Origin of the sequence: Achromobacter sp. ES-001 (genome assembly GCF_019448355.1) — a bacterium.
In the GTDB taxonomy this organism is placed as follows: Bacteria; Pseudomonadota; Gammaproteobacteria; order Burkholderiales; family Burkholderiaceae_B; genus Achromobacter; species Achromobacter spanius_B.
The window spans coordinates 172,200-193,569 of record NZ_CP079940.1 but is presented as its reverse complement, the minus strand read 5'-3'; the positions used below and the strand labels follow the sequence as shown (position 1 = coordinate 193,569).

General features: G+C 64.1%; 28 protein-coding genes. 26 read left to right on the top strand and 2 right to left on the bottom strand.

The window, feature by feature from the left end:
- Positions 1-3 precede the first annotated feature (3 nt).
- From mlaD to KYT87_RS00840, 21 genes are all read left to right on the top strand, one after another.
- Positions 4-501: an outer membrane lipid asymmetry maintenance protein MlaD gene (mlaD, locus tag KYT87_RS00940; protein WP_046805343.1), complete on the top strand. Its 498-nt coding sequence runs from the start codon at positions 4-6 to the stop codon at positions 499-501.
- Between the two features lie 80 nt (positions 502-581).
- Positions 582-1,382 (top strand): VacJ family lipoprotein, encoded by an 801-nt coding sequence (locus KYT87_RS00935; RefSeq protein WP_046805274.1) that lies wholly within the window; start codon positions 582-584, stop codon positions 1,380-1,382.
- A 39-nt stretch (positions 1,383-1,421) separates the two neighbouring features.
- Positions 1,422-2,051, top strand: a complete 630-nt coding sequence (locus KYT87_RS00930; RefSeq protein WP_046805273.1) for a phospholipid-binding protein MlaC — start codon at positions 1,422-1,424, stop codon at positions 2,049-2,051.
- Positions 2,052-2,223: 172 nt separating this feature from the next.
- Complete coding sequence (locus KYT87_RS00925; RefSeq protein ID WP_104144705.1) at positions 2,224-3,036, top strand: ABC transporter ATP-binding protein; 813 nt, start codon at positions 2,224-2,226, stop codon at positions 3,034-3,036.
- Positions 3,033-3,845, top strand: a complete 813-nt coding sequence (locus KYT87_RS00920) for an ABC transporter permease (protein WP_219991535.1) — start codon at positions 3,033-3,035, stop codon at positions 3,843-3,845. Before KYT87_RS00925 ends, KYT87_RS00920 begins: the two co-directional genes overlap by 4 nt.
- Before the next feature lie 5 nt (positions 3,846-3,850).
- Entirely contained in the window at positions 3,851-4,096 is a 246-nt protein-coding gene (locus KYT87_RS00915) for a BolA family protein (RefSeq protein WP_046805270.1), read from the top strand.
- Complete coding sequence (gene murA, locus KYT87_RS00910; RefSeq protein ID WP_104144703.1) at positions 4,096-5,364, top strand: UDP-N-acetylglucosamine 1-carboxyvinyltransferase; 1,269 nt, start codon at positions 4,096-4,098, stop codon at positions 5,362-5,364. Before KYT87_RS00915 ends, murA begins: the two co-directional genes overlap by 1 nt.
- A gap of 76 nt (positions 5,365-5,440) precedes the next feature.
- Positions 5,441-6,115, top strand: coding sequence for an ATP phosphoribosyltransferase (hisG, locus tag KYT87_RS00905; protein WP_046805268.1), 675 nt, complete (start codon positions 5,441-5,443; stop codon positions 6,113-6,115).
- Positions 6,116-6,169: 54 nt separating this feature from the next.
- A complete protein-coding gene (gene hisD, locus KYT87_RS00900; protein ID WP_219991534.1) occupies positions 6,170-7,474 on the top strand; it encodes a histidinol dehydrogenase in 1,305 nt (434 codons plus the stop codon).
- Positions 7,471-8,577: a histidinol-phosphate transaminase gene (hisC, locus tag KYT87_RS00895; protein ID WP_219991533.1), complete on the top strand. Its 1,107-nt coding sequence runs from the start codon at positions 7,471-7,473 to the stop codon at positions 8,575-8,577. Before hisD ends, hisC begins: the two co-directional genes overlap by 4 nt.
- A gap of 1 nt (position 8,578) precedes the next feature.
- On the top strand, positions 8,579-9,166 hold the full coding sequence (gene hisB, locus KYT87_RS00890) for an imidazoleglycerol-phosphate dehydratase HisB (protein ID WP_006216836.1): 588 nt from the start codon (positions 8,579-8,581) through the stop codon (positions 9,164-9,166).
- Between the two features lie 34 nt (positions 9,167-9,200).
- On the top strand, positions 9,201-9,899 hold the full coding sequence (locus KYT87_RS00885) for an imidazole glycerol phosphate synthase subunit HisH (RefSeq protein ID WP_120153433.1): 699 nt from the start codon (positions 9,201-9,203) through the stop codon (positions 9,897-9,899).
- Positions 9,900-9,955: 56 nt separating this feature from the next.
- The gene (gene hisA, locus KYT87_RS00880) at positions 9,956-10,696 is read left to right on the top strand and encodes a 1-(5-phosphoribosyl)-5-[(5-phosphoribosylamino)methylideneamino]imidazole-4-carboxamide isomerase (RefSeq protein ID WP_046805342.1); all 741 of its coding nucleotides are present in this window, start codon (positions 9,956-9,958) and stop codon (positions 10,694-10,696) included.
- Positions 10,693-11,514, top strand: coding sequence for an imidazole glycerol phosphate synthase subunit HisF (gene hisF, locus KYT87_RS00875; protein WP_104144700.1), 822 nt, complete (start codon positions 10,693-10,695; stop codon positions 11,512-11,514). The genes hisA and hisF overlap by 4 nt, the downstream gene beginning before the upstream one ends.
- Before the next feature lie 2 nt (positions 11,515-11,516).
- Positions 11,517-11,921, top strand: coding sequence for a phosphoribosyl-AMP cyclohydrolase (gene hisI / locus KYT87_RS00870; protein WP_104144699.1), 405 nt, complete (start codon positions 11,517-11,519; stop codon positions 11,919-11,921).
- On the top strand, positions 11,918-12,268 hold the full coding sequence (locus KYT87_RS00865; protein WP_046805262.1) for a phosphoribosyl-ATP diphosphatase: 351 nt from the start codon (positions 11,918-11,920) through the stop codon (positions 12,266-12,268). Before hisI ends, KYT87_RS00865 begins: the two co-directional genes overlap by 4 nt.
- Positions 12,269-12,284: 16 nt before the next feature.
- On the top strand, positions 12,285-12,653 hold the full coding sequence (locus tag KYT87_RS00860; RefSeq protein WP_046805261.1) for a histidine triad nucleotide-binding protein: 369 nt from the start codon (positions 12,285-12,287) through the stop codon (positions 12,651-12,653).
- A gap of 14 nt (positions 12,654-12,667) precedes the next feature.
- Positions 12,668-12,895: a Sec-independent protein translocase subunit TatA gene (tatA, locus tag KYT87_RS00855; protein WP_046805260.1), complete on the top strand. Its 228-nt coding sequence runs from the start codon at positions 12,668-12,670 to the stop codon at positions 12,893-12,895.
- A 73-nt stretch (positions 12,896-12,968) separates the two neighbouring features.
- On the top strand, positions 12,969-13,547 hold the full coding sequence (tatB, locus tag KYT87_RS00850) for a Sec-independent protein translocase protein TatB (protein ID WP_219991532.1): 579 nt from the start codon (positions 12,969-12,971) through the stop codon (positions 13,545-13,547).
- A complete protein-coding gene (gene tatC, locus KYT87_RS00845; protein WP_046803901.1) occupies positions 13,544-14,335 on the top strand; it encodes a twin-arginine translocase subunit TatC in 792 nt (263 codons plus the stop codon). The genes tatB and tatC overlap by 4 nt, the downstream gene beginning before the upstream one ends.
- Before the next feature lie 136 nt (positions 14,336-14,471).
- Positions 14,472-14,876 carry a helix-turn-helix domain-containing protein gene (locus KYT87_RS00840; RefSeq protein ID WP_120153428.1) on the top strand — a complete coding sequence of 135 codons (405 nt, stop codon included), beginning with the start codon at positions 14,472-14,474 and terminating at the stop codon, positions 14,874-14,876.
- A gap of 81 nt (positions 14,877-14,957) precedes the next feature.
- Here the strand turns inward: KYT87_RS00840 and KYT87_RS00835 are convergent, their stop codons facing one another.
- Positions 14,958-16,118, bottom strand: a complete 1,161-nt coding sequence (locus KYT87_RS00835; protein WP_219991531.1) for a trypsin-like peptidase domain-containing protein — start codon at positions 16,116-16,118, stop codon at positions 14,958-14,960.
- Between the two features lie 19 nt (positions 16,119-16,137).
- On the opposite strand from KYT87_RS00835, the gene KYT87_RS00830 reads away from it, so the two are divergent.
- The gene (locus KYT87_RS00830; protein WP_104144694.1) at positions 16,138-16,914 is read left to right on the top strand and encodes a Nif3-like dinuclear metal center hexameric protein; all 777 of its coding nucleotides are present in this window, start codon (positions 16,138-16,140) and stop codon (positions 16,912-16,914) included.
- Positions 16,915-17,019: 105 nt separating this feature from the next.
- Here the strand turns inward: KYT87_RS00830 and mscL are convergent, their stop codons facing one another.
- Positions 17,020-17,466 carry a large conductance mechanosensitive channel protein MscL gene (gene mscL, locus KYT87_RS00825; protein ID WP_046803905.1) on the bottom strand — a complete coding sequence of 149 codons (447 nt, stop codon included), beginning with the start codon at positions 17,464-17,466 and terminating at the stop codon, positions 17,020-17,022.
- A 140-nt stretch (positions 17,467-17,606) separates the two neighbouring features.
- On the opposite strand from mscL, the gene petA reads away from it, so the two are divergent.
- The 4 genes from petA (at position 17,607) to KYT87_RS00805 (ending at position 21,360) form a co-directional block, all read left to right on the top strand.
- Complete coding sequence (gene petA / locus KYT87_RS00820) at positions 17,607-18,248, top strand: ubiquinol-cytochrome c reductase iron-sulfur subunit (RefSeq protein ID WP_046803906.1); 642 nt, start codon at positions 17,607-17,609, stop codon at positions 18,246-18,248.
- Between the two features lie 73 nt (positions 18,249-18,321).
- Positions 18,322-19,710 (top strand): cytochrome bc complex cytochrome b subunit, encoded by a 1,389-nt coding sequence (locus KYT87_RS00815; protein ID WP_046803907.1) that lies wholly within the window; start codon positions 18,322-18,324, stop codon positions 19,708-19,710.
- 23 nt (positions 19,711-19,733) lie between these two features.
- Positions 19,734-20,594: a cytochrome c1 gene (locus tag KYT87_RS00810; protein ID WP_120153426.1), complete on the top strand. Its 861-nt coding sequence runs from the start codon at positions 19,734-19,736 to the stop codon at positions 20,592-20,594.
- Between the two features lie 154 nt (positions 20,595-20,748).
- On the top strand, positions 20,749-21,360 hold the full coding sequence (locus KYT87_RS00805; RefSeq protein ID WP_006216817.1) for a glutathione S-transferase N-terminal domain-containing protein: 612 nt from the start codon (positions 20,749-20,751) through the stop codon (positions 21,358-21,360).
- Positions 21,361-21,370: the final 10 nt, after the last annotated feature.

Here is a 21,370-nt window from a genome sequence, read left to right as displayed (position 1 = left end):
ATCATGTCACGCGAAAAAACCGACTTCTGGGTAGGCCTGTTTGTACTGCTGGGCGCGGTCGCTCTGGCGTTCCTGGCGTTGCGAGCCGGCAACCTAAGCACCTTTTCCTTCGCCCCCACCTATACGCTTTCCGCCAATTTCGATAACGTAGGCGGCCTGAAACCGCGCGCGGCCGTCAAAAGCGCCGGCGTTGTGGTGGGCCGCGTGTCCAGCATCACCTTCGACGACAAGACCTTCCAGGCGGTCGTGTCGGTGAATCTGGAAAAGGAATACCAATTCCCGAAGGATTCCTCGGCCTCGATCCTCACGTCCGGCTTGCTGGGCGAGCAGTACCTGGGTCTGACGGCCGGCAGCGAAGAAGAGAACTTTACCGACGGCGGAAAAATCCGCTATACACAGAGCGCGGTTGTGCTGGAGCAGCTGATCAGCCAGTTCCTGTACGGCTCCGCTGAAAAGCAGGGCGCCTCGTCGTCCGAGCCCGCCGCGAAAGCGCCAAATTAAAGACGATGCGAAAGACGCTGTAACGGCGTCGCGCCTCGACATCGCAATAACATAAGAATCGTTGATAGGGTCTCCTGATCATGAACAAGAACGCATTTTCCCGAATTGCCACCATCGCGGCGGCGGGTGTCCTGATGGCCGGCTGCGCCGCGCCGCAGAACCCGGACCCGCGCGATCCGTGGGAAGGCTTCAACCGGGGCGTGTACAAGTTCAATGACACGGTGGACCGCGCGGTATTCAAGCCGGTCGCCCAGGCGTATACCTATGTCACGCCGCAGCCCGTGCGCAGCTGCGTGCACAACATCTTCAGCAACATGACGGACCTGTGGTCCGGCACGAACAGCTTCCTGCAAGGCCGTGGCCACGACTTCGTGAACACGCTGGGCCGCTTCCTGTTCAACACCACCATGGGCGTGGGCGGCTGCTTTGACGTTGCCTCGGCCAACGGCGCACGCAAGATCCCGAACGACTTCGGCACGACGCTGGGCGTGTGGGGCTTTGGCCAGGGCCCGTACCTGGTGCTGCCGATCTTCGGTTCGTCGACCGTGCGTGACGGCGTGGGCCTGGCCGGCGACTTTGCCGGCACCACCTACGGCTACATGGGCATCGATTCCATCGACAACGTGCGCCTGCGCAATTCCCTGTGGGGCTTGCGCCTGGTTGACACGCGCGCCAGCCTCTTGAACGCCACCGACACGATCGACCGCGTGGCCCTGGACCCGTACAGCTTCATCCGCGACGCCTACCTGCAACGCCGCAACGCCATGGTGATGGGCCACCGCGTTGACGACGAAGGTTCGCTGCCCAACTACGAAGACGACGAGGGCGATGCCCCTGCCGCCGGCAAGGCTGCCCCGGCACCCGTGCCCGCCACCAAGTAAGCTTTAGGCTTGCGTTCATCGGTACCGTAAGGAGTTTTGATGCGATTTGCTTTTCTTTCCCTGATGCAACGGTTGGCCTTCGCGGGCCTGCTGGGCCTTGCCGTGGCCGGCGCTGCGCAGGCCAAGCCTGATCCCAACGGCGCGCCGGACCAGTTCGTCCTGGCCACCGCCAACGAAGCGCTGGATGTCCTGAAGGCTGACGGCGCGGTCAAGGCCGGCAACACGACCCGGATCAACGAAGTGGTCAACCAGCACATCCTGCCCTACGTGAACTTCCAGAAGACCACGCGTCTGGCCGCCGGCCGCTTCTGGCGCCAGGCAACCGACCAGCAAAAGAAAGCGCTGGCCGAGGCCTTCCGTGGCACGCTGGTGCGCACCTACAGCGGCGCGCTGACCCGCGTCACGCCCAGCACGTCGGTCAAGGCGCTGCCGTTCCGTGGCGACCCCAAGGCCGACGACGTGGTCGTGCGCACGCTGATCAGCCAGTCCAACGGCCAGCCTACCGGCGTGGACTACCGTCTGGAAAAGACGCCGCAAGGCTGGAAGATCTACGACATGAACGTCGAAGGCATCTGGCTGATCGAAAACTACCGCAACCAGTTTGCGCAGCAGATCAACCAGAACGGCATCGACGGCCTGATCCAGGCCTTGAACCAGCGCAACCAGTAATTTCGGGTTCCGGCTGTCTTCGGCCCGGCGCGCCCTTGTGGCCCGCCGGGCCGATTATTTCGGGGACGGATAAAACCGCCATCCCCCCAGGCCCTCCGGGGCCATAGGCGCTTGCCGTCACGGCGCGCTTATATAATGATCAATTCGCTCTTTTCGGGCACCCCCCGCCGTTATGTCAGCCGTCAGTCTAGAAAACGTCTCCAAGATCTACTCGCCGCGTGTGCGCGGCTGGCAGAAGCTGCTTGGGCGCAAGCCCGCCCCCGGCTTTCAAGCGCTGGACAATGTCAGCCTGAATATCGAGCATGGCGAGTTCTTCGGCCTGCTCGGGCCGAACGGCGCGGGCAAGACCTCGTTGATTTCCATTCTTGCCGGCCTGGCGCATGCCACGTCGGGGCGCGCCAGCGTCTGTGGATACGACGTCGTTGCCGACTACAAGTCGGCGCGGCGGTCGCTGGGCGTGGTGCCGCAAGAGCTGGTCTACGACCCCTTCTTCACAGTGCGTGAAACATTGCGCATCCAGTCCGGCTACTTCGGCCTGCGCAACAACGACGACTGGATCGACGAAATCCTGTTCAACCTGGGCCTGTCCGACAAGGCCGACAACAACATGCGCGCGCTGTCGGGCGGCATGAAGCGCCGCGTGCTGGTGGCGCAGGCGCTGGTGCACAGGCCGCCCGTCATCGTGCTGGACGAGCCCACCGCCGGCGTTGATGTCGACCTGCGCCGCACGCTGTGGGAATTCATCTCGCGCCTGAACAAGGCCGGCCACACCATCATGCTGACCACGCATTACCTGGAAGAAGCGGAAGCCCTGTGCGGCCGCATCGCCATGCTCAAGCGCGGCCGCATCGTGGCGCTGGACACGACGCAAGCGCTGATGGCGCGCGTGGGCGGCGTCGACCTGGAAGACGCGTTCGTGCGCATCATGCACCAGGGCGATGAACCCGCCGCGCCCGCCCTGCAACCCGAAGAGATCTCGTCATGACGCAGCCCAACGCGACCGCCGGCCAACCGCTGGTGCAGCCCCGCCTGGACGCGGGCTCCGGCTTTCCGACCCTGCTGCGCAAGGAATTGCTGCGCTTCTGGAAGGTGGGTTTCCAGACCATTGCCGCGCCCGTCATCACGGCGCTGCTGTACCTGCTGGTCTTCGCGCACGTGCTGGAAGGGCGCCTGATGGTGTATGGCACCGTGCCGTACACCGCGTTCCTGATCCCCGGCCTGATGATGATGAGCATGCTGCAGAACGCGTTCGCCAACCCATCCTCGTCGCTGATTCAAAGCCGCATCACGGGCAACCTGGTGTTCATGCTGCTGCCGCCGCTGTCGCACCGTGACATCTTTGGCGCGTTCGTGCTGGCGGCCGTGGTGCGCGGCCTGAGCGTGGGCGTATGCGTGTGGTTCGTCGCGCTGTGCTTTGTGTCGCTGGTGCCGGCCAACCCGCTGTGGCTGCTGGTCTTCGCGGTGCTGTCCTGCGGCATCATGGCCGTGCTGGGCGTGGTTGCGGGCCTGTGGTCTGAAAAATTCGACCAGCTGGCGGCCTTCCAGAACTTTCTGATCATGCCCGCGACGTTCCTGTCCGGCGTGTTCTATTCGATCCACACCTTGCCGCCCTTCTGGCAGGCCGTGTCCCACTGGAACCCCATCTTCTACGCCATCGACGGCTTCCGCTACGGATTCTTCTCGGTGTCGGACGTCTCGCCCTGGCGCAGCCTGGCGGTGGTGACGGGGGTATTCCTGGTGCTCTCGCTTTACGCGCTGCGGCTTCTGGCCAGCGGCTACAAACTCAGGAACTGACGTCCATGCTTCCCACTCCCGCGCAAGTCCGCCAATACATCGCGGACGGCCTGTCCTGTGAACATCTTGACGTGCAAGGCGACGGCTCGCATTTCGACGCCGTCATCGTCAGCGCCGCCTTTGAAGGCAAACGCCTGATCCAGCGCCACCAAATGGTTTATGCCGCGCTGGGCGACCGCATGAAGGCCGAGATCCACGCACTGTCGATGCGCACGCTGACACCTGACGAATACCAGCAAGCAGGCAAGTAATGGATAAATTGCGCATTACCGGCGGCTCGCCGCTACACGGCGAAGTCTCGATATCCGGCGCCAAGAATTCCGCGCTGCCGATCCTGTGCGCCGGCCTGCTGACGGCCGACGCGCTGACGCTGACCAACGTGCCGCACCTGAACGACACCGCCACGATGCTGCGCCTGCTGGCGCGCATGGGCGTGCAGGCCGAACGCGGGGCCGACGGTGTCGTCACGTTGCAGGCCAACCGCGTCGACAACCTGGAAGCGCCCTACGAACTGGTCAAGACGATGCGCGCATCGATCCTGGTGCTGGGCCCGCTGCTGGCGCGCTTTGGCGAGGCGCGCGTCAGCCTGCCCGGCGGCTGCACCATCGGCCAGCGCCCCGTCGACCAGCACATCAAGGGCCTGGCCGCGCTGGGCGCGCAGATCAGCATCGAACACGGCTTTGTCGTGGCGCGCGCCAAGCGCCTGAAGGGCGCCTCCGTGCGCACCGACATGGTCACCGTCACCGGCACCGAAAATTTGCTGATGGCCGCCGTGCTGGCCGACGGCCAGACCGTGCTTGAAAACGCCGCCTGCGAACCGGAAATCGTGGATCTGGCCGAGCTGCTCATCAAGATGGGCGCACGCATCCAGGGGCACGGCACCGGTCGCATCGTGATCGACGGCGTTGAACGCCTGCATGGCGCCGAACACCGCGTCATTTCCGATCGCATCGAGGCCGGCACCTTCCTGTGCGCCGTGGGCGCGGCCGGTGGCGACATCCTGCTGAAGAACACCGACCCCGCCATTCTGGGCGCCACGCTGGACAAGCTGACCGAAGCCGGCCTGACGATCGAAACCGGCCCCGACTGGATACGCGGCGCCATGTCCGCGCGCCCCAAGTCCGTGGGCTTTCGCACGCACGAATACCCGGGCTTCGCCACCGACATGCAGGCCCAGCTCATGGCGCTGAACGCTGTGGCGGACGGCACCTCGGTCATCGTCGAAACGATCTTCGAGAACCGCTACATGCACGTGCAGGAACTGCGCCGCATGGGCGCCGACATTGACATCGACGGCCACACGGCCGTGGTGCGCGGCGTGAAGCGCCTGTCGGGCGCCACCGTCATGGCCACCGACCTGCGCGCGTCCGCCAGCCTGGTCATCGCCGGGCTGGCGGCCGACGGCGATACGCTGGTCGACCGCATCTATCACCTGGATCGCGGCTACGACCAGATGGAAGTGAAACTGCGCGCCCTGGGCGCGAATATCCAACGCGTGACCGGCAAGGAACAGGCATGAAAGGTAATAGCCCCCAGGCTGCGCCTTCGGCTTGCTGCCCCCCGAGTGGGTCCGTTCATTTTGAGGCTGCCCGGCAATGAACAATGCCACGATGAAGCCCCTGACCCTGGCGCTGTCCAAGGGCCGGATTTTTGAAGAAACCATGCCGTTGCTGGCCGAAGCCGGCATCGAAGTCACGGAAAGCCCGGAAAGCTCGCGCAAGCTGATCCTGCCCACCAGCGACCCCGGCCTGCGCCTTATCATCGTGCGCGCCTCCGACGTGCCCACCTACGTGCAATACGGCGCGGCGGACCTGGGCATCGCGGGCAAGGACGTGCTGATCGAGCACGCCAAGGAACAGCCCGGCGGCCTGTACCAGCCCATCGACCTGAACATCGCCAAGTGCCGCCTGGCCGTGGCCGTGCGCAACGGCTTTGACTACGAAGGCGCGGTGCACCAGGGCGCGCGTCTGCGCGTCGCCACCAAATACGTGCACTCAGCCCGTGAACACTTCGCGGCCAAGGGTGTGTACGTGGACATCATCAAGCTGTATGGTTCGATGGAATTGGCGCCGCTGGTCGGCCTGGCCGACTGCATCGTGGACCTGGTGTCCACCGGTGGCACGCTGCGCGCCAACGACCTGGTCGCGGTCGAAGACGTCATGCCGATTTCATCGCGCCTGATCGTCAACCAGGCCGCGCTCAAGACTCGCGGCGCCCGCCTGCAACCCTTGCTGGACGCCTTCGAAAGAGCCGCCTCCCGCAACGCCTGACCCCCGCCCGCCGCGATAACGCGGCGGCCGCTTTCCGCTTTGCTGCATGACGCCATGGCCCTGATCAATCGTCTTGATTCCCGCGATCCCGGATTCAAATCCGCCCTGTCCAAGCTGCTGGCTTTCGAGGCCACCGAGGACGAGTCCATCGACCGTGCCGCCGCCGGCATCCTGGCTGACGTGCGCGCGCGCGGCGATGCCGCGCTGGTGGAATACACCCAGCGCTTTGACCGCATGCCCGGTGCATCCGCCGACACGCTTGAAATCCCCAAGGCCGACTGGCACGCCGCGCTGGCCACGCTGCCCACGGAGCAGCGCAACGCGCTGGAAGCCGCCGCCGACCGCGTGCGCGCCTACCACGAGCGCCAACGCGCTGAAACCTGGACCTACACCGAAGCCGACGGCACGCTGCTGGGCCAGCAGGTCACGCCGCTGGACCGCGTGGGCCTGTACGTGCCGGGCGGCAAGGCCGCCTATCCCTCGTCGGTGCTGATGAACGCCATTCCCGCCAAGGTGGCGGGCGTGCAGGAACTGATCATGGTCACGCCCACGCCCGACGGCGTGCGCAACCCCATCGTGCTGGCCGCGGCCGCCATTGGCGGCGTGGACCGCGTGTTCGCCATCGGCGGCGCGCAAGCCGTGGGCGCGCTGGCTTACGGCACCGACACCGTGCCCGCCGTGGACAAGATCGTCGGGCCCGGCAACGCCTATGTGGCCGCCGCCAAGCGCCGCGTGTTCGGCGTGGTGGGCATCGACATGATCGCCGGCCCCAGCGAAATCCTGGTCATCTGCGACGGCAAGACGCCGGCCGACTGGATCGCCATGGATTTGTTCTCGCAAGCCGAGCACGACGAACTGGCGCAGTCCATCCTGCTGTGCCCGGACGCCGCGTTCATCGAAGAAGTGGAAGCCGCCATCGCGCGCCTGTTGCCCACGATGCCGCGCGCCGACATCCTGCGCGTCAGCCTGGCCAATCGCGGTGCGCTCATCCAGGTCCAGAGCCTGGAAGAAGCCTGCCAGATCGCCAACGACATCGCGCCCGAACACCTGGAAATTTCCACCGAGCAGCCCGAAATCTGGACCGCCAAGATCCGCCATGCCGGCGCCATCTTCATGGGCCGTTTCAGCTCGGAAGCGCTGGGTGACTACTGCGCGGGCCCCAACCACGTGCTGCCCACGTCCCGCACCGCGCGCTTCTCGTCGCCGCTGGGCGTGTACGACTTCCAAAAGCGTTCCAGCCTGATCCAGGTGTCGCATCAGGGCGCGCAGACGCTGGGCCGCATCGCCGCCGAGCTGGCGCTGGGCGAGGGCCTGCAAGCACACGCCGCCAGCGCCCAGTACCGGGTCGACAAACCATGAGCGCGGCCCCGGCGGCAGGCGTCGCTGGCCGCATCGAAGGCACCGTGCGCGCGGATATCCGCGCGCTGGCCGCCTACCCGGTCGCCAACGCGGATGGCTGCATCAAGCTGGACGCGATGGAATGCCCGTATGAATTGCCCGATGTGGTGCGCGACGACATCGCCCGCGCCGTGCGCGACACACCGCTGAACCGCTATCCCGCCGCGGACCTCTCTGCCTTGCAGCAGGCGGTGAAAGCCGGCTTCGGCGTGCCCGACGCGGCCGACGTGCTGTTCGGCAACGGCTCGGACGAGCTGATCCACATCGTCGTCCAGGCCTGTTGCAACCCGGGCGACGTGGTGTTGTCGCCGTGGCCGTCGTTCGTTTATTTCGACATGGCGGCGCGCTTTGATCACGCTCGCTTTGTCGGCGTGCCGCTGACCGACGACCTGACCCTGGATCTGCCGGCGATGCTGGCCGCCATCCGCGAACACCAACCCAAGGTGGTGTTCCTGGCCGTGCCCAACAACCCCACCGGCGGCCTTTTGTCCGACGAAGACGTGCAGGCCATCATCGCTGCCGCCCCCGGGCTGGTGGTGCTGGACGAGGCGTACCAGCCTTTTGCCGACCGCACCTGGATGCCGCGAGTGCTGGACGCGCCCAACGTGGTCGTCATGCGCACGGTGTCCAAGATCGGCCTGGCGGGCCTGCGTTTCGGCTACCTGGCGGGTCACCCCGACTGGATCGCCGAGCTGAACAAGCTGCGCCCGCCCTACAACCTGGACGTGCTGACGCAAGCCACACTGATGGCGGTGTTGCGCCACAAGCCCGTGCTGGACGAACAGGCCGCGCGCCTGCGCGCCGACCGCGAACCGCTGGCCGCCGCGCTGGCCGCCTTGCCGGGCGTCAGGGTATTCCCTTCCGCCGGCAACTTCGTACTCGCCCGCTTTTCCGGCAAGCTGGACGGCAACGCCGTGCATCTTGCGCTGAAAACGCGCAAAATATTGATTCGCAACTTTTCCAACGCCCATCCGCTCCTGGCAAACTGCCTGCGCATTTCGGTGGGCGCCCCGGCCGAGAACGCCGCCTTGCTGGCTGCCCTGCAAGAGATTTTGAGTGCTTAACATGCGTACCGCAGAGATCACCCGCAACACCAACGAAACCCGCATCCGCGTGGCCATCAACATCGACGGCACCGGCAAGCAGACGATCGACACGGGCGTGCCATTCCTGGACCACATGCTGGACCAGATCGCGCGCCACGGTCTGATCGACCTGGACATCAAGGCCGAGGGCGACCTGCACATCGACGCGCACCACACGGTGGAAGACGTCGGCATCACGCTGGGCATGGCAATCGCCAAGGCGGTCGGCACCAAGGCGGGCCTGCGCCGCTACGGCCATGCGTACGTGCCGCTGGACGAAGCGCTGTCGCGCGTCGTGGTGGACTTTTCGGGCCGCCCCGGCCTGGAATATCACATCCCCTTCACGCGCGCCCACATCGGCAATTTCGATGTAGACCTGACGCGTGAGTTCTTCCAGGGTTTGGTCAACCACGCGCTGATCACGCTGCACATCGACAACCTGCGCGGCTTCAACGCTCACCATCAGGCCGAAACCGTGTTCAAGGCCTGTGGCCGCGCACTGCGCATGGCCATGGAAGTCGACCCGCGCATGGGCGACGTGGTGCCGTCCACCAAGGGCGTGCTGTAACGTTCGCCAACCCCCACCGCAGCAGGCAAAAGAAGTGACCACTATCGCCATCGTCGATTACGGAATGGGTAATTTCCATTCCGTCGCACGCGCCCTGAAGTTCGCCGCCCCCGACGCGGACGTCCGCATCTGCAACCAGCCCAAAGACATCGACGCGGCCGACCGCGTGGTGTTTCCCGGGCAGGGCGCGATGGCGGACTGCATGCGGACCCTGAATGAATCCGGCCTGCGCGAAGCCGTTGTGCGCGCCGCCCGCAACAAGCCCCTGTTGGGCGTGTGCGTGGGCGAGCAGATGCTGTTTGATTCCAGCGAAGAAGGCGGCACCTCGTGCCTGGGCCTGTTTCCGGGTGTGGTGCGCCGCTTTTCGGGCCCCCGTTTTGCCGACCTGATCCCCGCCGATGACGAAGCCTGCCTGGCCGACACCGGCGACGCGGGCCTGGCCGACACGCGCCCCGAGCGCCTGAAAGTGCCGCACATGGGATGGAACAAAGTCCGCCAGACGCGCTCTCATCCCATCTGGGACGGCATTCCGGACGACACACACTTCTATTTCGTCCATAGTTATTACGCCGATCCGGACGATTCCGGCCTGACAGTTGGTGAAACCGATTACGGCGTCGCCTTTACCTGCGCAGTGGCGGCGGCTAACATTTTCGCGGTGCAGTTCCACCCCGAAAAGAGCGCCGAGCACGGTTTGCGCCTGTATCGCAATTTTGTAGACTGGCAGCCGTAGGCCTAGAGCCGACAGCGCCAGCCCATTCAACCCCTCTTTCTTTTTTGCTGCCCACCATGCTGCTGATCCCCGCCATCGATCTCAAAGACGGGCGCTGCGTGCGCCTGCGCCAGGGTGACCTGGACGATGCAACGGTGTTCTCCGAAGACCCCGCCGCCATGGCCACCCGTTGGCTTGACCAAGGCGCGCGCCGCCTGCATCTGGTCGACCTGAACGGCGCCGTTGCCGGAAAGCCGAAGAACGAAGCGCCCATCAAGGCCATTCTGGAAGCCGTCGGCGACGACATCCCCGTCCAGATCGGCGGCGGCATTCGCGACCTCGACACCATCGAACGCTACCTTGATGCCGGCATCTCCTACGTGATCATCGGCACCGCCGCGGTCAAGAACCCGGGCTTCCTGCAAGACGCCTGCGGTGCTTTCCCCGGCCAGATCATCGTTGGCCTGGACGCCCGCGACGGCAAGATCGCCACCGACGGCTGGAGCAAGCTGACCCGCCACGACGTGCTGGACCTGGCCAAGAAGTTCGAAGATTACGGCTGCGAAGCCATCATCTACACCGACATCGGCCGTGACGGCATGCTGTCGGGCGTCAACGTCGAAGCCACGGTGCGCCTGGCCCAACACGTGCGCATCCCCGTTTACGCCTCGGGCGGCATCGCCGGCATCCAGGACATCGAAGCCCTGTGCGCCGTCGAGGAAGAGGGCGTCGAAGGCGCCATCCTGGGCCGCAGCATCTACGAAGGCACGCTGGATTTCCAAGCCGCGCAGGCGCGCGCCGACGAATTGGCAAAATGACCCTCTCTCGCAGCAGCACCGAGGCCGGCGCGCCCGTAGCAAGCGCGCTGACCCGCCGCATCATCCCCTGCCTTGACGTCACCGCCGGCCGCGTCGTCAAAGGCGTGAACTTCGTCAACCTGCTGGACGCGGGTGACCCCGTCGAGATCGCCCGCCGCTACAACGAGCAGGGCGCGGACGAACTGACGTTCCTGGACATCACCGCCACCAGCGACGGCCGCGACCTGATCCTGCCCATCATCGAGCAGGTGGCCTCGCAGGTTTTCATCCCGCTGACCGTGGGTGGCGGCGTGCGCCAGGTGTCCGACATCCAGCGCCTGCTGAACGCCGGCGCCGACAAGATCAGCATCAACAGCGCGGCCGTGGCCAATCCGGAACTGGTGCGCGCCGCGTCCGACTACCACGGCTCGCAATGCGTGGTGGTGGCCATTGACGCGCGGCGCGTGTCGGCCGATGGCGAACCCGCGCGCTGGGAAGTCTTCACCCATGGCGGCCGCAAGGCCACCGGGCTGGACGCCGTGGCCTGGGCACGCCGCATGGCCGCCTACGGCGCGGGCGAAATCCTCTTGACCAGCATGGACCGCGACGGCACCAAGTCCGGTTTTGACCTGGAACTGACGCGCGCCGTATCCGACGCCGTGCCGGTGCCCGTCATCGCCTCCGGCGGCGTGGGCAACCTGCAACATCTGGCCGATGGCGTCACCACCGGCCGCGCCAGCGCCGTGCTGGCCGCCAGCATCTTCCACTTTGGCCAGCACACCGTTGGCGAGTGCAAGCGCTTCATGGCCGAACAAGGCATTTCCGTACGGTTGGATTAATGATGAGCACTGAACCCGCCTGGATGGCCGACGTCGTCTTTGACGAAAACGGCCTGATCCCCGCCATCGCCCAAGATGCCGAGAACGGCCAGATCATGATGGTCGCCTGGATGAACCGCGAATCGCTGGCCGAAACGGCCGCCACCGGCCGCGCCGTGTACTGGTCGCGTTCGCGTCAGCGCCTGTGGCGCAAGGGCGAAGAGTCGGGCCACGTGCAGGAAGTGCACGAATTGCGCCTGGATTGCGACGGCGATGTGATCTTGCTGAAAGTGCACCAGGAAGGCGGTATCGCCTGCCACACCGGGCGCGCCAGCTGTTTTTTCCGCCGCCTGGAAGGGCCGACGGACCAGGCATCCTGGGTCACGGTTGACCCGGTGCTGAAAGACCCCGAACTGATCTACAAATGACCGATCAAACGCTAAGCGCCGCCGATATCCTGGCGCGCATCGCCGACACGCTGGAAACGCGCCGTCCTGAAAACGGCGGCGACCCGGCCGCGTCCTATTCCGCCAAGCTGCTGGCCAAGGGCCCGGATTCCTTCCTGAAGAAAATCGGTGAAGAAGCCACGGAACTGGTCATGGCCGCGAAAGACGGCGTGCCGGACCGCATCGTCAGTGAAACGGCCGACCTGTGGTTTCACTGCCTGGTCGCGCTGACGCACTTCAAGCTGCGGCCGGAAGACGTGCTGGCCGAATTGGCCCGCCGCGAAGGCCTGTCGGGCCTGGCGGAAAAAGCCAGCCGCCCCAAAGACTGACCCCGGAGCCCGGAAAATGAGCGACAACTGTCTTTTTTGCAAGATCGCCGCTGGCGACATCCCGTCCAAGAAGGTCTTTGAAGACGAGGACTTTGTTGCATTTCACGATATCAATCCGGCAGCACCGGTACATTTGCTGCTGATCCCTCGACGTCATGTCACATCCATGCAGGATATTACGGCCGAGGACGCAGGTTGGTTGGGTAGAATGATGTCGTTGGCGCCGCGGCTAGCAGCCGAAAACGGTTGCCGTCCGGGCCCTGATGGCGGATTTCGCATCATGATCAACTCTGGCGTCGAAGGCGGCCAGGAAGTCCCGCATTTGCATTTCCACATCATCGGCGGCTCGCGACCCTGGAAAGGACGCGTGGCCCCCACCGCGTAATTCGGAGAAACATCATGGGTAGTTTCAGCATTTGGCATTGGTTGGTCGTTCTGGTTATCGTGGCGCTGATTTTCGGCACCAAGAAACTGCGCAACATCGGCTCGGATCTGGGCGGTGCGGTGAAGGGTTTCAAGGAAGGCATGAAGGACGCCAACGGCGACAAGCCCGCCGACCCGATCGCGCAACAGCGCGTGTCCGGTGAAACCATCGACGTGCAAGCCAAGGAAAAGACCAACTCCTGAGCCCCGGCTCGTCTCCCGGGCCCGCCCCGAACGGGGCCGGCCCTTATTGCTTCAATTCCCGAGCGGCCGTCGAATGTTTGATGTCAGCCTCACTGAACTGATGGTGATCGGCGTCGTCGCCTTGATCGTCATTGGCCCCGAACGCCTGCCCAAGGTTGCCCGCACCGTCGGTCACCTGCTGGGGCGCGCGCAGCGTTACGTCAACGACGTGAAGTCCGATATCCAGCGCGAAATCGAAATCGACGAGCTGCGCAAATTTAAAAGCGAAATGGAAGATGCCGCGCAGGGCGTGCAGCAGTCGCTGAACGAAACCCACGCGTCATTGCAAGAACCGGTGCAGCAGTTCCGTGCCGAATTGGACGAAGTGGCCCGCGAGGCCAATGGCAAGGTCGCCCCGGTGATCGTGGGCGATGCGCCCGCCACGGCGGCCCCGCTCGCAGCCCCACTCGCAACCGCCACCGAGCCCGCCCGCACCATCGCGCCGCCCAGCCAGAACCACAGCCTGGACCTGGACCTGCCGCCGGCATCCAATACCGGCACGGCGCCTGCCGCCCCAGCCCCACAACAACCCGCCCCGGCGCCCCGCGCGCCCACGGCTGACGACGCCGCGCCCGCCGCCAAGCCCGTCCCGCCCTCCGGAACACCGACGTGACCCAGGACGCCTCCCAAGAAGAAGGCCAGCAAGAGACCTTCATCTCTCACCTGGTCGAATTGCGAACCCGCCTGTTGCGCGCCGTGGGCGCCGTCGTGGCCGTGTTCATCGTGCTGTTCATCTACCCCGGCGCATCGGCCATCTATGACGTGCTGGCCGCGCCGATGCTGGCCTCGCTGCCCGAAGGCACGCGCATGATCGCCACGGGCGTCATCACGCCGTTCATGGTGCCCGTCAAGGTCACCATGATGGCCGCCTTCATCGTGGCGCTGCCCGTGGTGCTGTACCAGGCGTGGGCTTTCGTGGCACCCGGTCTGTACCGCCACGAAAAGCGCCTGGCGCTGCCGCTGATCGTCTCCAGCACGTTCCTGTTCATCGCGGGCATGGCGTTCTGCTACTTCGTCGTGTTCCGCACGGTGTTCCATTTCATCGCCACGTTCGCGCCGCAGTCCATCACCCCGGCGCCGGACATCGAGGCCTACCTGAGCTTCGTCATGACGATGTTCATGGCGTTCGGCATCACGTTCGAAGTGCCCGTGGCCGTGGTGTTGCTGGTCAAGATGGGCATCGTTGAACTGTCCAAGCTGCGGTCCGCGCGCGGTTACGTGGTGGTCGGCGCCTTCATCATCGCGGCGGTGGTCACGCCGCCGGACGTGGTCAGCCAGTTCATGCTGGCCGTGCCGCTTTGCCTGCTTTACGAAGTGGGGCTGATCTGCGCCCGCATGGTGCAGCCCAAGCCGGACGCCGCCGACGACGCCGTGTCCGATTCGCTGACCGAACGCCACTGACACGGGCCGGCATGGCATCGTCTGAAAGGGTCGCTTCGGCGGCCCTTTGCATTTTTGCTTCGTATATCGCACAAAGGGTCCGGTATAGGACTGTTTCACCCTTGTGGGCCGCCGCTCGCGACTCTACATTGCAGGCATGTCGCCTGCTCAAAGGCTACGCGCCCTGATGCGGTGGCGTGGCATCCATAGTCAAAACCAGTTGGCGCGCCTTTCCGGCGTGCCGCAGTCCTGTATCCATCGGATCCTTACGCGTGGGGAACACTACTCGCCGTCTCGCACCACGCTGCTGCGTCTGGCCAAAGCGTTGGACACCAGCGTGCCGTGGCTGACCGACGGCGTGTTGGGTCCCACGGAATCGGGCACCAGCGGCATGCCGCCGGGGTACGGCTCGCAGCCGCCCGTGATGCCGAAGTCGTGCAAGCCCGTGGTCGACGGCTACTGCGCTGAAATCGGCGCCATCCTGCAACACCAGCCCGACACCACAAAGCGGGCCGTGCTGTCGGTGGTTCGACTATTGGCCCAAAAGTCGCGCAGTGACTAGCCCTGCATCTGGCACGGTGGCCGGTGCTTGTGCTGCTGGCGGTAGCTCCCGCGGCCGCAACCGCAGGCCCCTTCGCGATTGCTATCGCGGCTTGCCCGGCCGGGTGCCCACCACCACGGCCACCTCGACGGGCTTGCCCGCGCGCAACACGCCCAGCGTGGCGCGCTGGCCGGGCGGCAGCTGCGCAATCTCCGACAACAACTGCGACGTGTCCGCCATGCGCTTGCCATTGACCGATTGCACGATATCGCCCACGCGCAAGCCACCGCGCGCGGCCGGTCCATCGCGCATCACGCCGGCAATGATGACGCCGCGCGTGTCACCCTTGAGCTCAAACGCGCGCGCCAGCTCCGGCGTCACGTCCTGCGGTTCCACGCCCAGCCAACCTCGCTTGACCGAGCCCGTCTTGACGATGTCGTCCATGACCTTGCGCGCAATCTCCACCGGCGTGGCAAAGCCGATGCCCATCGACCCACCCGATTCCGAATAGATCGCCGTGTTGATCCCCACCAGATTGCCGTGCGCGTCCACCAGCGCACCGCCCGAATTGCCGGGGTTGATGGCGGCATCGGTCTGGATGAAGTTTTCGTACGTGTTCAGTCCCAGTCCGTTGCGCCCCAACGCCGACACGATGCCTTGCGTGGTGGTCTGGCCCACGCCAAACGGGTTGCCTATCGCCAGCACCACATCGCCCACGCGCAAGCCCCGGTCAGCGGCCAGCGTGGCCACCGGCAAAGTGCGCAACGAACTCAGCTTCAGCACCGCCAGGTCCGTGTCCGGGTCTGCGCCCACCACTTTTGCCGCATCGCGCCGGCCGTCGGCCAGCGCCACCTCGATCGCGTCGGCCGCCTGCACGACGTGGTAATTCGTCAGCACATGGCCGTCCTGGCTGACGATAACGCCCGACCCCAGGCTGGTCGTGGCCTGCCGCCGACTCATGCCGGGCACTTGCCCGAACAGCTGGCGCAGCACGGGATCATCGGGCAGCGGCACCAACGGCACATTGACGTGCTTGGTCGTGTACACGTTCACCACGGACGGTGCCGCGCGCGCCACGCCATCGGCGTACGACACCGGCCCCACGCCCGTGCCGGCCGGCGGCCGGGCGGACGCCGCGGCGGCGGGCGTGGCCGCGCCTGGGCCGGCAAGGCGCAGCAGGTCGGGCCGCAGGGTCGTGACCACGAATAGAATAGCCAGGCAGACCGTGACGGCCTGAGCAAATATCAGCCAATATCGGCGCATGATTCTGATAGGACAAGCAATGAAAAAAGTGGACTCCCACGTGCTGGCCAGCTGGCTGGACGACACCCTGCAAGCCGCGCGCTTCAAGGACTACTGTCCGAACGGTTTGCAGGTGGAGGGCCGATCCGAAGTCGGACACATTATCACCGGTGTCACCGCCAGCGAAGCGTTACTGCGCGCGGCGGTTGAACGGGGCGCTGACGCGGTGCTCGTGCATCACGGCTGGATGTGGCGCAACGAAGACCGGCGCATCATCGGCACGCGCCGCACGCGCATGGCGCTGGCGCTGAAGAACGACCTGAACCTGTACGCCTACCATTTGCCGCTGGACGCGCACCCCACGCTGGGCAACAACGCACAGCTGGCCCGCGTGCTGGGCCTGGCGCCCGCGCGCCGCGACGATGGGTCGCCGCGCACCTGCGGGCAAGACAATCTGGTCTGGTTGGGCGAGGCCGCCGGCGTGCAAACGCTGGGGCAGTTGGGCGAACGCGTGGCTGAACGTCTGGGCAGGCAACCGCTGGTCGTGGGCGACCCCGCTCAGCCCTTGTCCACCGTGGCCTGGTGCACGGGCGGCGCGCAAGGCATGCTGGCAGACGCGGTGGATGCCGGCGCCACCGCCTACATTACCGGCGAAGTGTCCGAGTCCACCGTGCACTTGGCGCGCGAGACCGGCGTGGGCTTCATTGCCGCGGGTCACCACGCCACCGAACGATACGGCGCACAGGCGCTGGGTCAGGCAGTGGCCGAGCACTTCGGCATCAAGGTCGAATTCATCGACCTCGATAACCCGGCATAAAGCCAACCCGACATAAAGCGGTGACGCCCGCTGCGGATCATTACCCGGCGGGCAGCAAGCCCATGGCGCATGTGGCGCATCGGCCACACGGCCTGGTGCCGTGTCTTATTTCTTGAGCAGGTCGCGAATTTCGCGAAGCAGCGCCACGTCTTCGGGCGTTGCGGCCGGCGCGGCCGGTGCTTCCTCGGCCTTGGTGCGGGCCTTGTAGATGGCCTTGACCATCCAGAAAATCACAAACGCCAACAACACGAAGTTGATGAGGATCGTCACGAAGTTGCCCCACGCAAACACGGTGGCGCCCGCCTTGGTCAGGTCGGCATACGTCATCGGGCCGTTGTAGCCGGCAGGCATCGACAGCACAAAGAATTTGTTCGAAAAATCGACCGCGCCACCCAGGATGAAATTCACCAAGGGCATGATGATGTCTTTCACCATGGAATCGACGATCCTGCCGAACGCCGCGCCGATGATCACACCAACCGCCAGGTCAACGGCGTTGCCTTTTACAGCGAAATCTCGGAATTCTTTGATGAAACCAGTCTTTTTGCTCATAAAAGCACTCCCTTCGTGATACGCCCTTCAGTGGGCTGGCGCTATAATACGCGGTTGCTATGTTGTTACATATTCCCGCGAACCCGATGCCGCAGAAGTGATGCTACTCGTAGAGCGGGCGCATCAACAAGGATAGGAAGATGAGTCAGGATACGCTGGTACACGATGATGACGGTGCGGTTGATCCCAACCTGCCACCTGATCCTTCGCGACGTTTCTGGGTTACCACCGCCTGTGCTGTGGGTGGCGTAGCAGGTGTCGCAACGGCAGTGCCGCTTGTGAGCACGTTTTCTCCCTCTGACAAGGCCCGCGCGGCCGGGGCCCCCGTTGAAGTGGATATCGGCGATATACCCGTCGGCACCATGAAAACCGTGGAATGGCGTGGGAAGCCGGTGTGGATCATTCACCGTTCTCCCGAACAGCTCGCCGCCCTCAAGACGCTAGACCCGTTACTGGCCGATCCTGAATCCAAGCGGCCTGGCTTCACTCCCAAATACGCCGAAAACGAGGCTCGCTCGCGCAAGCCCGAGATCTTCGTTTGCGTCGGCATCTGTACCCACTTGGGCTGCTCGCCTACCTCGCACTTTGAAACGGGCGGCGGTGGCGGCATGGGCGCCAACTGGCAAGGCGGATTCCTCTGCCCCTGCCACGGCTCTACGTTCGACCTGGCTGGCCGGGTCTACAAGAACAAGCCTGCTCCCGATAATCTCGAAGTACCGCCCTACCAGTATCTGAGCGACACCCGCATCATTGTGGGCGTCGATGAAGACAACAAGGCCTGACGCTCGCGTCGCGCTTTTTTCCCGATTACGTAAGTAAAACAAATACGCCACGTATTAGAGAAGGAGCCGTTACATGGCTGGCGAGAAAACCGTCGAGACAACAGGCCTGTTGGGGTGGCTGGACCGGCGTTTTCCGGTGACATCCACCTGGAAAGCCCATCTGTCCGAATACTACGCACCAAAGAATTTCAACTTTTGGTATTTCTTTGGCTCTCTGGCCTTATTGGTCCTGGTGCTGCAGATCGTGACCGGCATTTTCCTGGTCATGCATTACAAGCCGGACGCCGAACGCGCGTTCCAATCCGTCGAATACATCATGCGCGAAGTCCCATGGGGCTGGCTCGTGCGCTATATGCATTCGACCGGCGCATCGATGTTCTTCGTCGTCGTCTACCTGCATATGTTGCGCGGGCTGCTTTACGGTTCATACCGCAAGCCGCGCGAACTCGTGTGGATTTTCGGCGTGGCGATTTTCCTCTGTCTGATGGCGGAAGCCTTCTTCGGTTATTTGCTGCCGTGGGGCCAGATGTCGTACTGGGGTGCTCAGGTGATCGTTAACCTGTTCGCCGCCATTCCGTTCATCGGTCCCGAGCTGTCGATCTGGATTCGCGGCGACTACGTCGTGTCGGACGCCACCTTGAACCGCTTCTTTGCCTTCCACGTCATCGCGATTCCGCTGGTGCTGGTCGGCCTGGTCGCGGCTCACCTGGTTGCGCTGCACGAAGTCGGCTCGAACAACCCGGACGGCATCGAGATCAAGCAGGGCCCGAAAGACAAGTACGGCCGGCCCAAGGATGGCATTCCGTTCCACCCGTTCTATTCGGTGCATGACCTGATGGGCGTGGCGGGCTTCTTGCTCGTGTTTGCGTTCATCGTGTTCTTCGCGCCGGAAATGGGCGGCTACTTCCTCGAGTTCAACAACTTCATTCCTGCTGACTCGCTGAAGACGCCTCCGCACATCGCACCGGTCTGGTACTTCACGCCGTTCTACTCGATGCTGCGTGCCACCACCGACGAATTCACGTGGGTGCTGGCGGGTGCATCGGTGCTAGGTGCGCTGGTATTGCTGTTCAAGAGCAATATGCGCGGCATCCTGCGCTTTGTGGTCCCGGGCATCCTGATCGTCGTGGCCGTGTTGCTGCGCGTGATCGATGCCAAGTTCTGGGGCGTGGTCGCCATGGGTGGCACCGTCGTCATCCTGTTCTTCCTGCCCTGGCTGGACCATTCCCCGGTCAAGTCGATCCGCTACCGCCCCACGTGGCACAAGTGGATCTACGGCATCTTCATGGTCAACTTCCTGGTGCTCGGCTACATCGGTACGCAGCCGCCCAGTCCGCCGTTGAACATCACGTCGCAGATCGGCACGCTGCTGTACCTGGCATTTTTCTTCCTGATGCCGGTCTGGAGCCGCCTTGGCACCTTCAAGCAAGTGCCCGAGCGCGTTACGTTCCACGCCCACTGAGCCCACCAGATAACGGATTAACCATGATCAAGAAGCTGATTGGTGCCGTGGCCTTGATGCTCACGTGCACCACCGCATTTGCCGCCGAAGGCGGTTTCCCGCTGGACAAGGCGCCGTACCGCGTCAACGACATGTCGTCGCTGCAAAACGGCGCCAAGTTGTTCGTCAACTACTGCTTGAACTGTCATAGCGCGTCCTCGATGCGCTACAACAAGCTCAAGGACATCGGGCTGACCGACCAGCAAATCAAGGAAAGCCTGCTGTTCACCGGCGAAAAGGTGGGCGACATGATGACGGTTGCCATGTCACCCAAGGACGCCAAGAAGTGGTTTGGCACGACGCCCCCGGACTTGTCCGTGATCGCTCGCGCCAAATCGGTCAACGCCGGCCCATCCGGCGCCGACTACATCTACACCTACCTGCGCACCTTCTACCGCGACTCGTCGCGCGCGACCGGCTGGAACAACCTGGTTTTCCCGGCTGTGGGCATGCCCCACGCGCTGTGGGAACGCCAGGGTCCCCGCGAGCTGACCACCACGGCCATGCACGAAGTGGAAGTGAAGGATGCCAAGGAAGGCACACCCAAAACCTGGGAACGCGTCACGACGGTGTACGATGCTCAAGGTTTTTCCACGGTCAAGGCCGAACCGGTAGCTGATTACCACGGCCATGCCACCTTTGATGCCAAATTTAAGGCCGCCAACCCGGCCCAAGTCGCAACATACGACAACGACGTCGCAGACCTGACCGCGTTCATGTCCTGGATGGCAGAGCCCGTCCAGACTTTCCGCGTCCGTCTCGGCGTTGGCGTCATGTTGTTCCTGCTGTTGTTCTTCCTGGTTACGTGGCGCTTGAACGCCTCGTACTGGAAACACGTGCGCTAACCGCAACGCCCCGCCAGGCATGCAAGCCGCTACCTATTCTTAATAAGGGACGGCAACGGAGGATAGGGCCGTACGCCTATCCCGTCTGGCAATTGGGGCCAGCGCCTGCTAGATTTAGGCGCTGGCCTTTCGTTTTTCATAAAGGACTTTCACCATGATGGTGCTCTATTCCGGAACCACGTGTCCGTTTTCGCAACGCTGCCGCTTCGTGTTGTTCGAAAAAGGTATGGACTTCGAGATCCGTGACATCGACCTGTACAACAAGCCCGAAGACATCGCGGTGATGAACCCGTACGGTCAAGTGCCCATCCTGGTCGAGCGCGACCTGGTTCTGTACGAGTCCAACATCATCAACGAGTACATCGACGAGCGCTTCCCGCATCCGCAACTGATGCCGGCCGACCCCGTCATGCGCGCCCGCACCCGCCTGTTCCTGTACAACTTCGAGAAAGAACTGTTCGTTCACGTCTCGACGCTGGAAGACCGCAGCGCCAAGCCCGACGAGAAGAAGCTGGCCAACGCGCGCCAGAACATTCGCGACCGTCTGGCCCAACTGGCCCCGATGCTGCTGAAGAACAAGTACATGCTGGGCGAGGAATTCTCGATGCTGGACGTGGCCGTGGCGCCGCTGCTGTGGCGCCTGGACCATTACGGCATTGAACTGCCCAAGAACGCTGCTCCGCTGCAAAAGTACGCCGAACGCATCTTCTCGCGCCCGGCCTACATCGAAGCGCTGACGCCTTCGGAAAAAGTGATGCGTCGTTAAGGCTGGTTGT

What these genes read in the sequence shown, in the direction of transcription:
- mlaD (WP_046805343.1), top strand. Translation starts at nt 4, where the DNA reads ATGTCACGCGAAAAAACCGACTTCTGGGTAGGCCTGTTTGTACTGCTG.
- KYT87_RS00935 (WP_046805274.1), top strand. Translation starts at nt 582, where the DNA reads ATGAACAAGAACGCATTTTCCCGAATTGCCACCATCGCGGCGGCGGGT.
- KYT87_RS00930 (WP_046805273.1), top strand. Translation starts at nt 1,422, where the DNA reads ATGCGATTTGCTTTTCTTTCCCTGATGCAACGGTTGGCCTTCGCGGGC.
- KYT87_RS00925 (WP_104144705.1), top strand. Translation starts at nt 2,224, where the DNA reads ATGTCAGCCGTCAGTCTAGAAAACGTCTCCAAGATCTACTCGCCGCGT.
- KYT87_RS00920 (WP_219991535.1), top strand. Translation starts at nt 3,033, where the DNA reads ATGACGCAGCCCAACGCGACCGCCGGCCAACCGCTGGTGCAGCCCCGC.
- KYT87_RS00915 (WP_046805270.1), top strand. Translation starts at nt 3,851, where the DNA reads ATGCTTCCCACTCCCGCGCAAGTCCGCCAATACATCGCGGACGGCCTG.
- murA (WP_104144703.1), top strand. Translation starts at nt 4,096, where the DNA reads ATGGATAAATTGCGCATTACCGGCGGCTCGCCGCTACACGGCGAAGTC.
- hisG (WP_046805268.1), top strand. Translation starts at nt 5,441, where the DNA reads ATGAACAATGCCACGATGAAGCCCCTGACCCTGGCGCTGTCCAAGGGC.
- hisD (WP_219991534.1), top strand. Translation starts at nt 6,170, where the DNA reads ATGGCCCTGATCAATCGTCTTGATTCCCGCGATCCCGGATTCAAATCC.
- hisC (WP_219991533.1), top strand. Translation starts at nt 7,471, where the DNA reads ATGAGCGCGGCCCCGGCGGCAGGCGTCGCTGGCCGCATCGAAGGCACC.
- hisB (WP_006216836.1), top strand. Translation starts at nt 8,579, where the DNA reads ATGCGTACCGCAGAGATCACCCGCAACACCAACGAAACCCGCATCCGC.
- hisA (WP_046805342.1), top strand. Translation starts at nt 9,956, where the DNA reads ATGCTGCTGATCCCCGCCATCGATCTCAAAGACGGGCGCTGCGTGCGC.
- hisF (WP_104144700.1), top strand. Translation starts at nt 10,693, where the DNA reads ATGACCCTCTCTCGCAGCAGCACCGAGGCCGGCGCGCCCGTAGCAAGC.
- hisI (WP_104144699.1), top strand. Translation starts at nt 11,517, where the DNA reads ATGAGCACTGAACCCGCCTGGATGGCCGACGTCGTCTTTGACGAAAAC.
- KYT87_RS00865 (WP_046805262.1), top strand. Translation starts at nt 11,918, where the DNA reads ATGACCGATCAAACGCTAAGCGCCGCCGATATCCTGGCGCGCATCGCC.
- KYT87_RS00860 (WP_046805261.1), top strand. Translation starts at nt 12,285, where the DNA reads ATGAGCGACAACTGTCTTTTTTGCAAGATCGCCGCTGGCGACATCCCG.
- tatA (WP_046805260.1), top strand. Translation starts at nt 12,668, where the DNA reads ATGGGTAGTTTCAGCATTTGGCATTGGTTGGTCGTTCTGGTTATCGTG.
- tatB (WP_219991532.1), top strand. Translation starts at nt 12,969, where the DNA reads ATGTTTGATGTCAGCCTCACTGAACTGATGGTGATCGGCGTCGTCGCC.
- KYT87_RS00840 (WP_120153428.1), top strand. Translation starts at nt 14,472, where the DNA reads ATGTCGCCTGCTCAAAGGCTACGCGCCCTGATGCGGTGGCGTGGCATC.
- KYT87_RS00835 (WP_219991531.1), bottom strand. Translation starts at nt 16,118, where the DNA reads ATGCGCCGATATTGGCTGATATTTGCTCAGGCCGTCACGGTCTGCCTG.
- KYT87_RS00830 (WP_104144694.1), top strand. Translation starts at nt 16,138, where the DNA reads ATGAAAAAAGTGGACTCCCACGTGCTGGCCAGCTGGCTGGACGACACC.
- mscL (WP_046803905.1), bottom strand. Translation starts at nt 17,466, where the DNA reads ATGAGCAAAAAGACTGGTTTCATCAAAGAATTCCGAGATTTCGCTGTA.
- petA (WP_046803906.1), top strand. Translation starts at nt 17,607, where the DNA reads ATGAGTCAGGATACGCTGGTACACGATGATGACGGTGCGGTTGATCCC.
- KYT87_RS00815 (WP_046803907.1), top strand. Translation starts at nt 18,322, where the DNA reads ATGGCTGGCGAGAAAACCGTCGAGACAACAGGCCTGTTGGGGTGGCTG.
- KYT87_RS00810 (WP_120153426.1), top strand. Translation starts at nt 19,734, where the DNA reads ATGATCAAGAAGCTGATTGGTGCCGTGGCCTTGATGCTCACGTGCACC.
- KYT87_RS00805 (WP_006216817.1), top strand. Translation starts at nt 20,749, where the DNA reads ATGATGGTGCTCTATTCCGGAACCACGTGTCCGTTTTCGCAACGCTGC.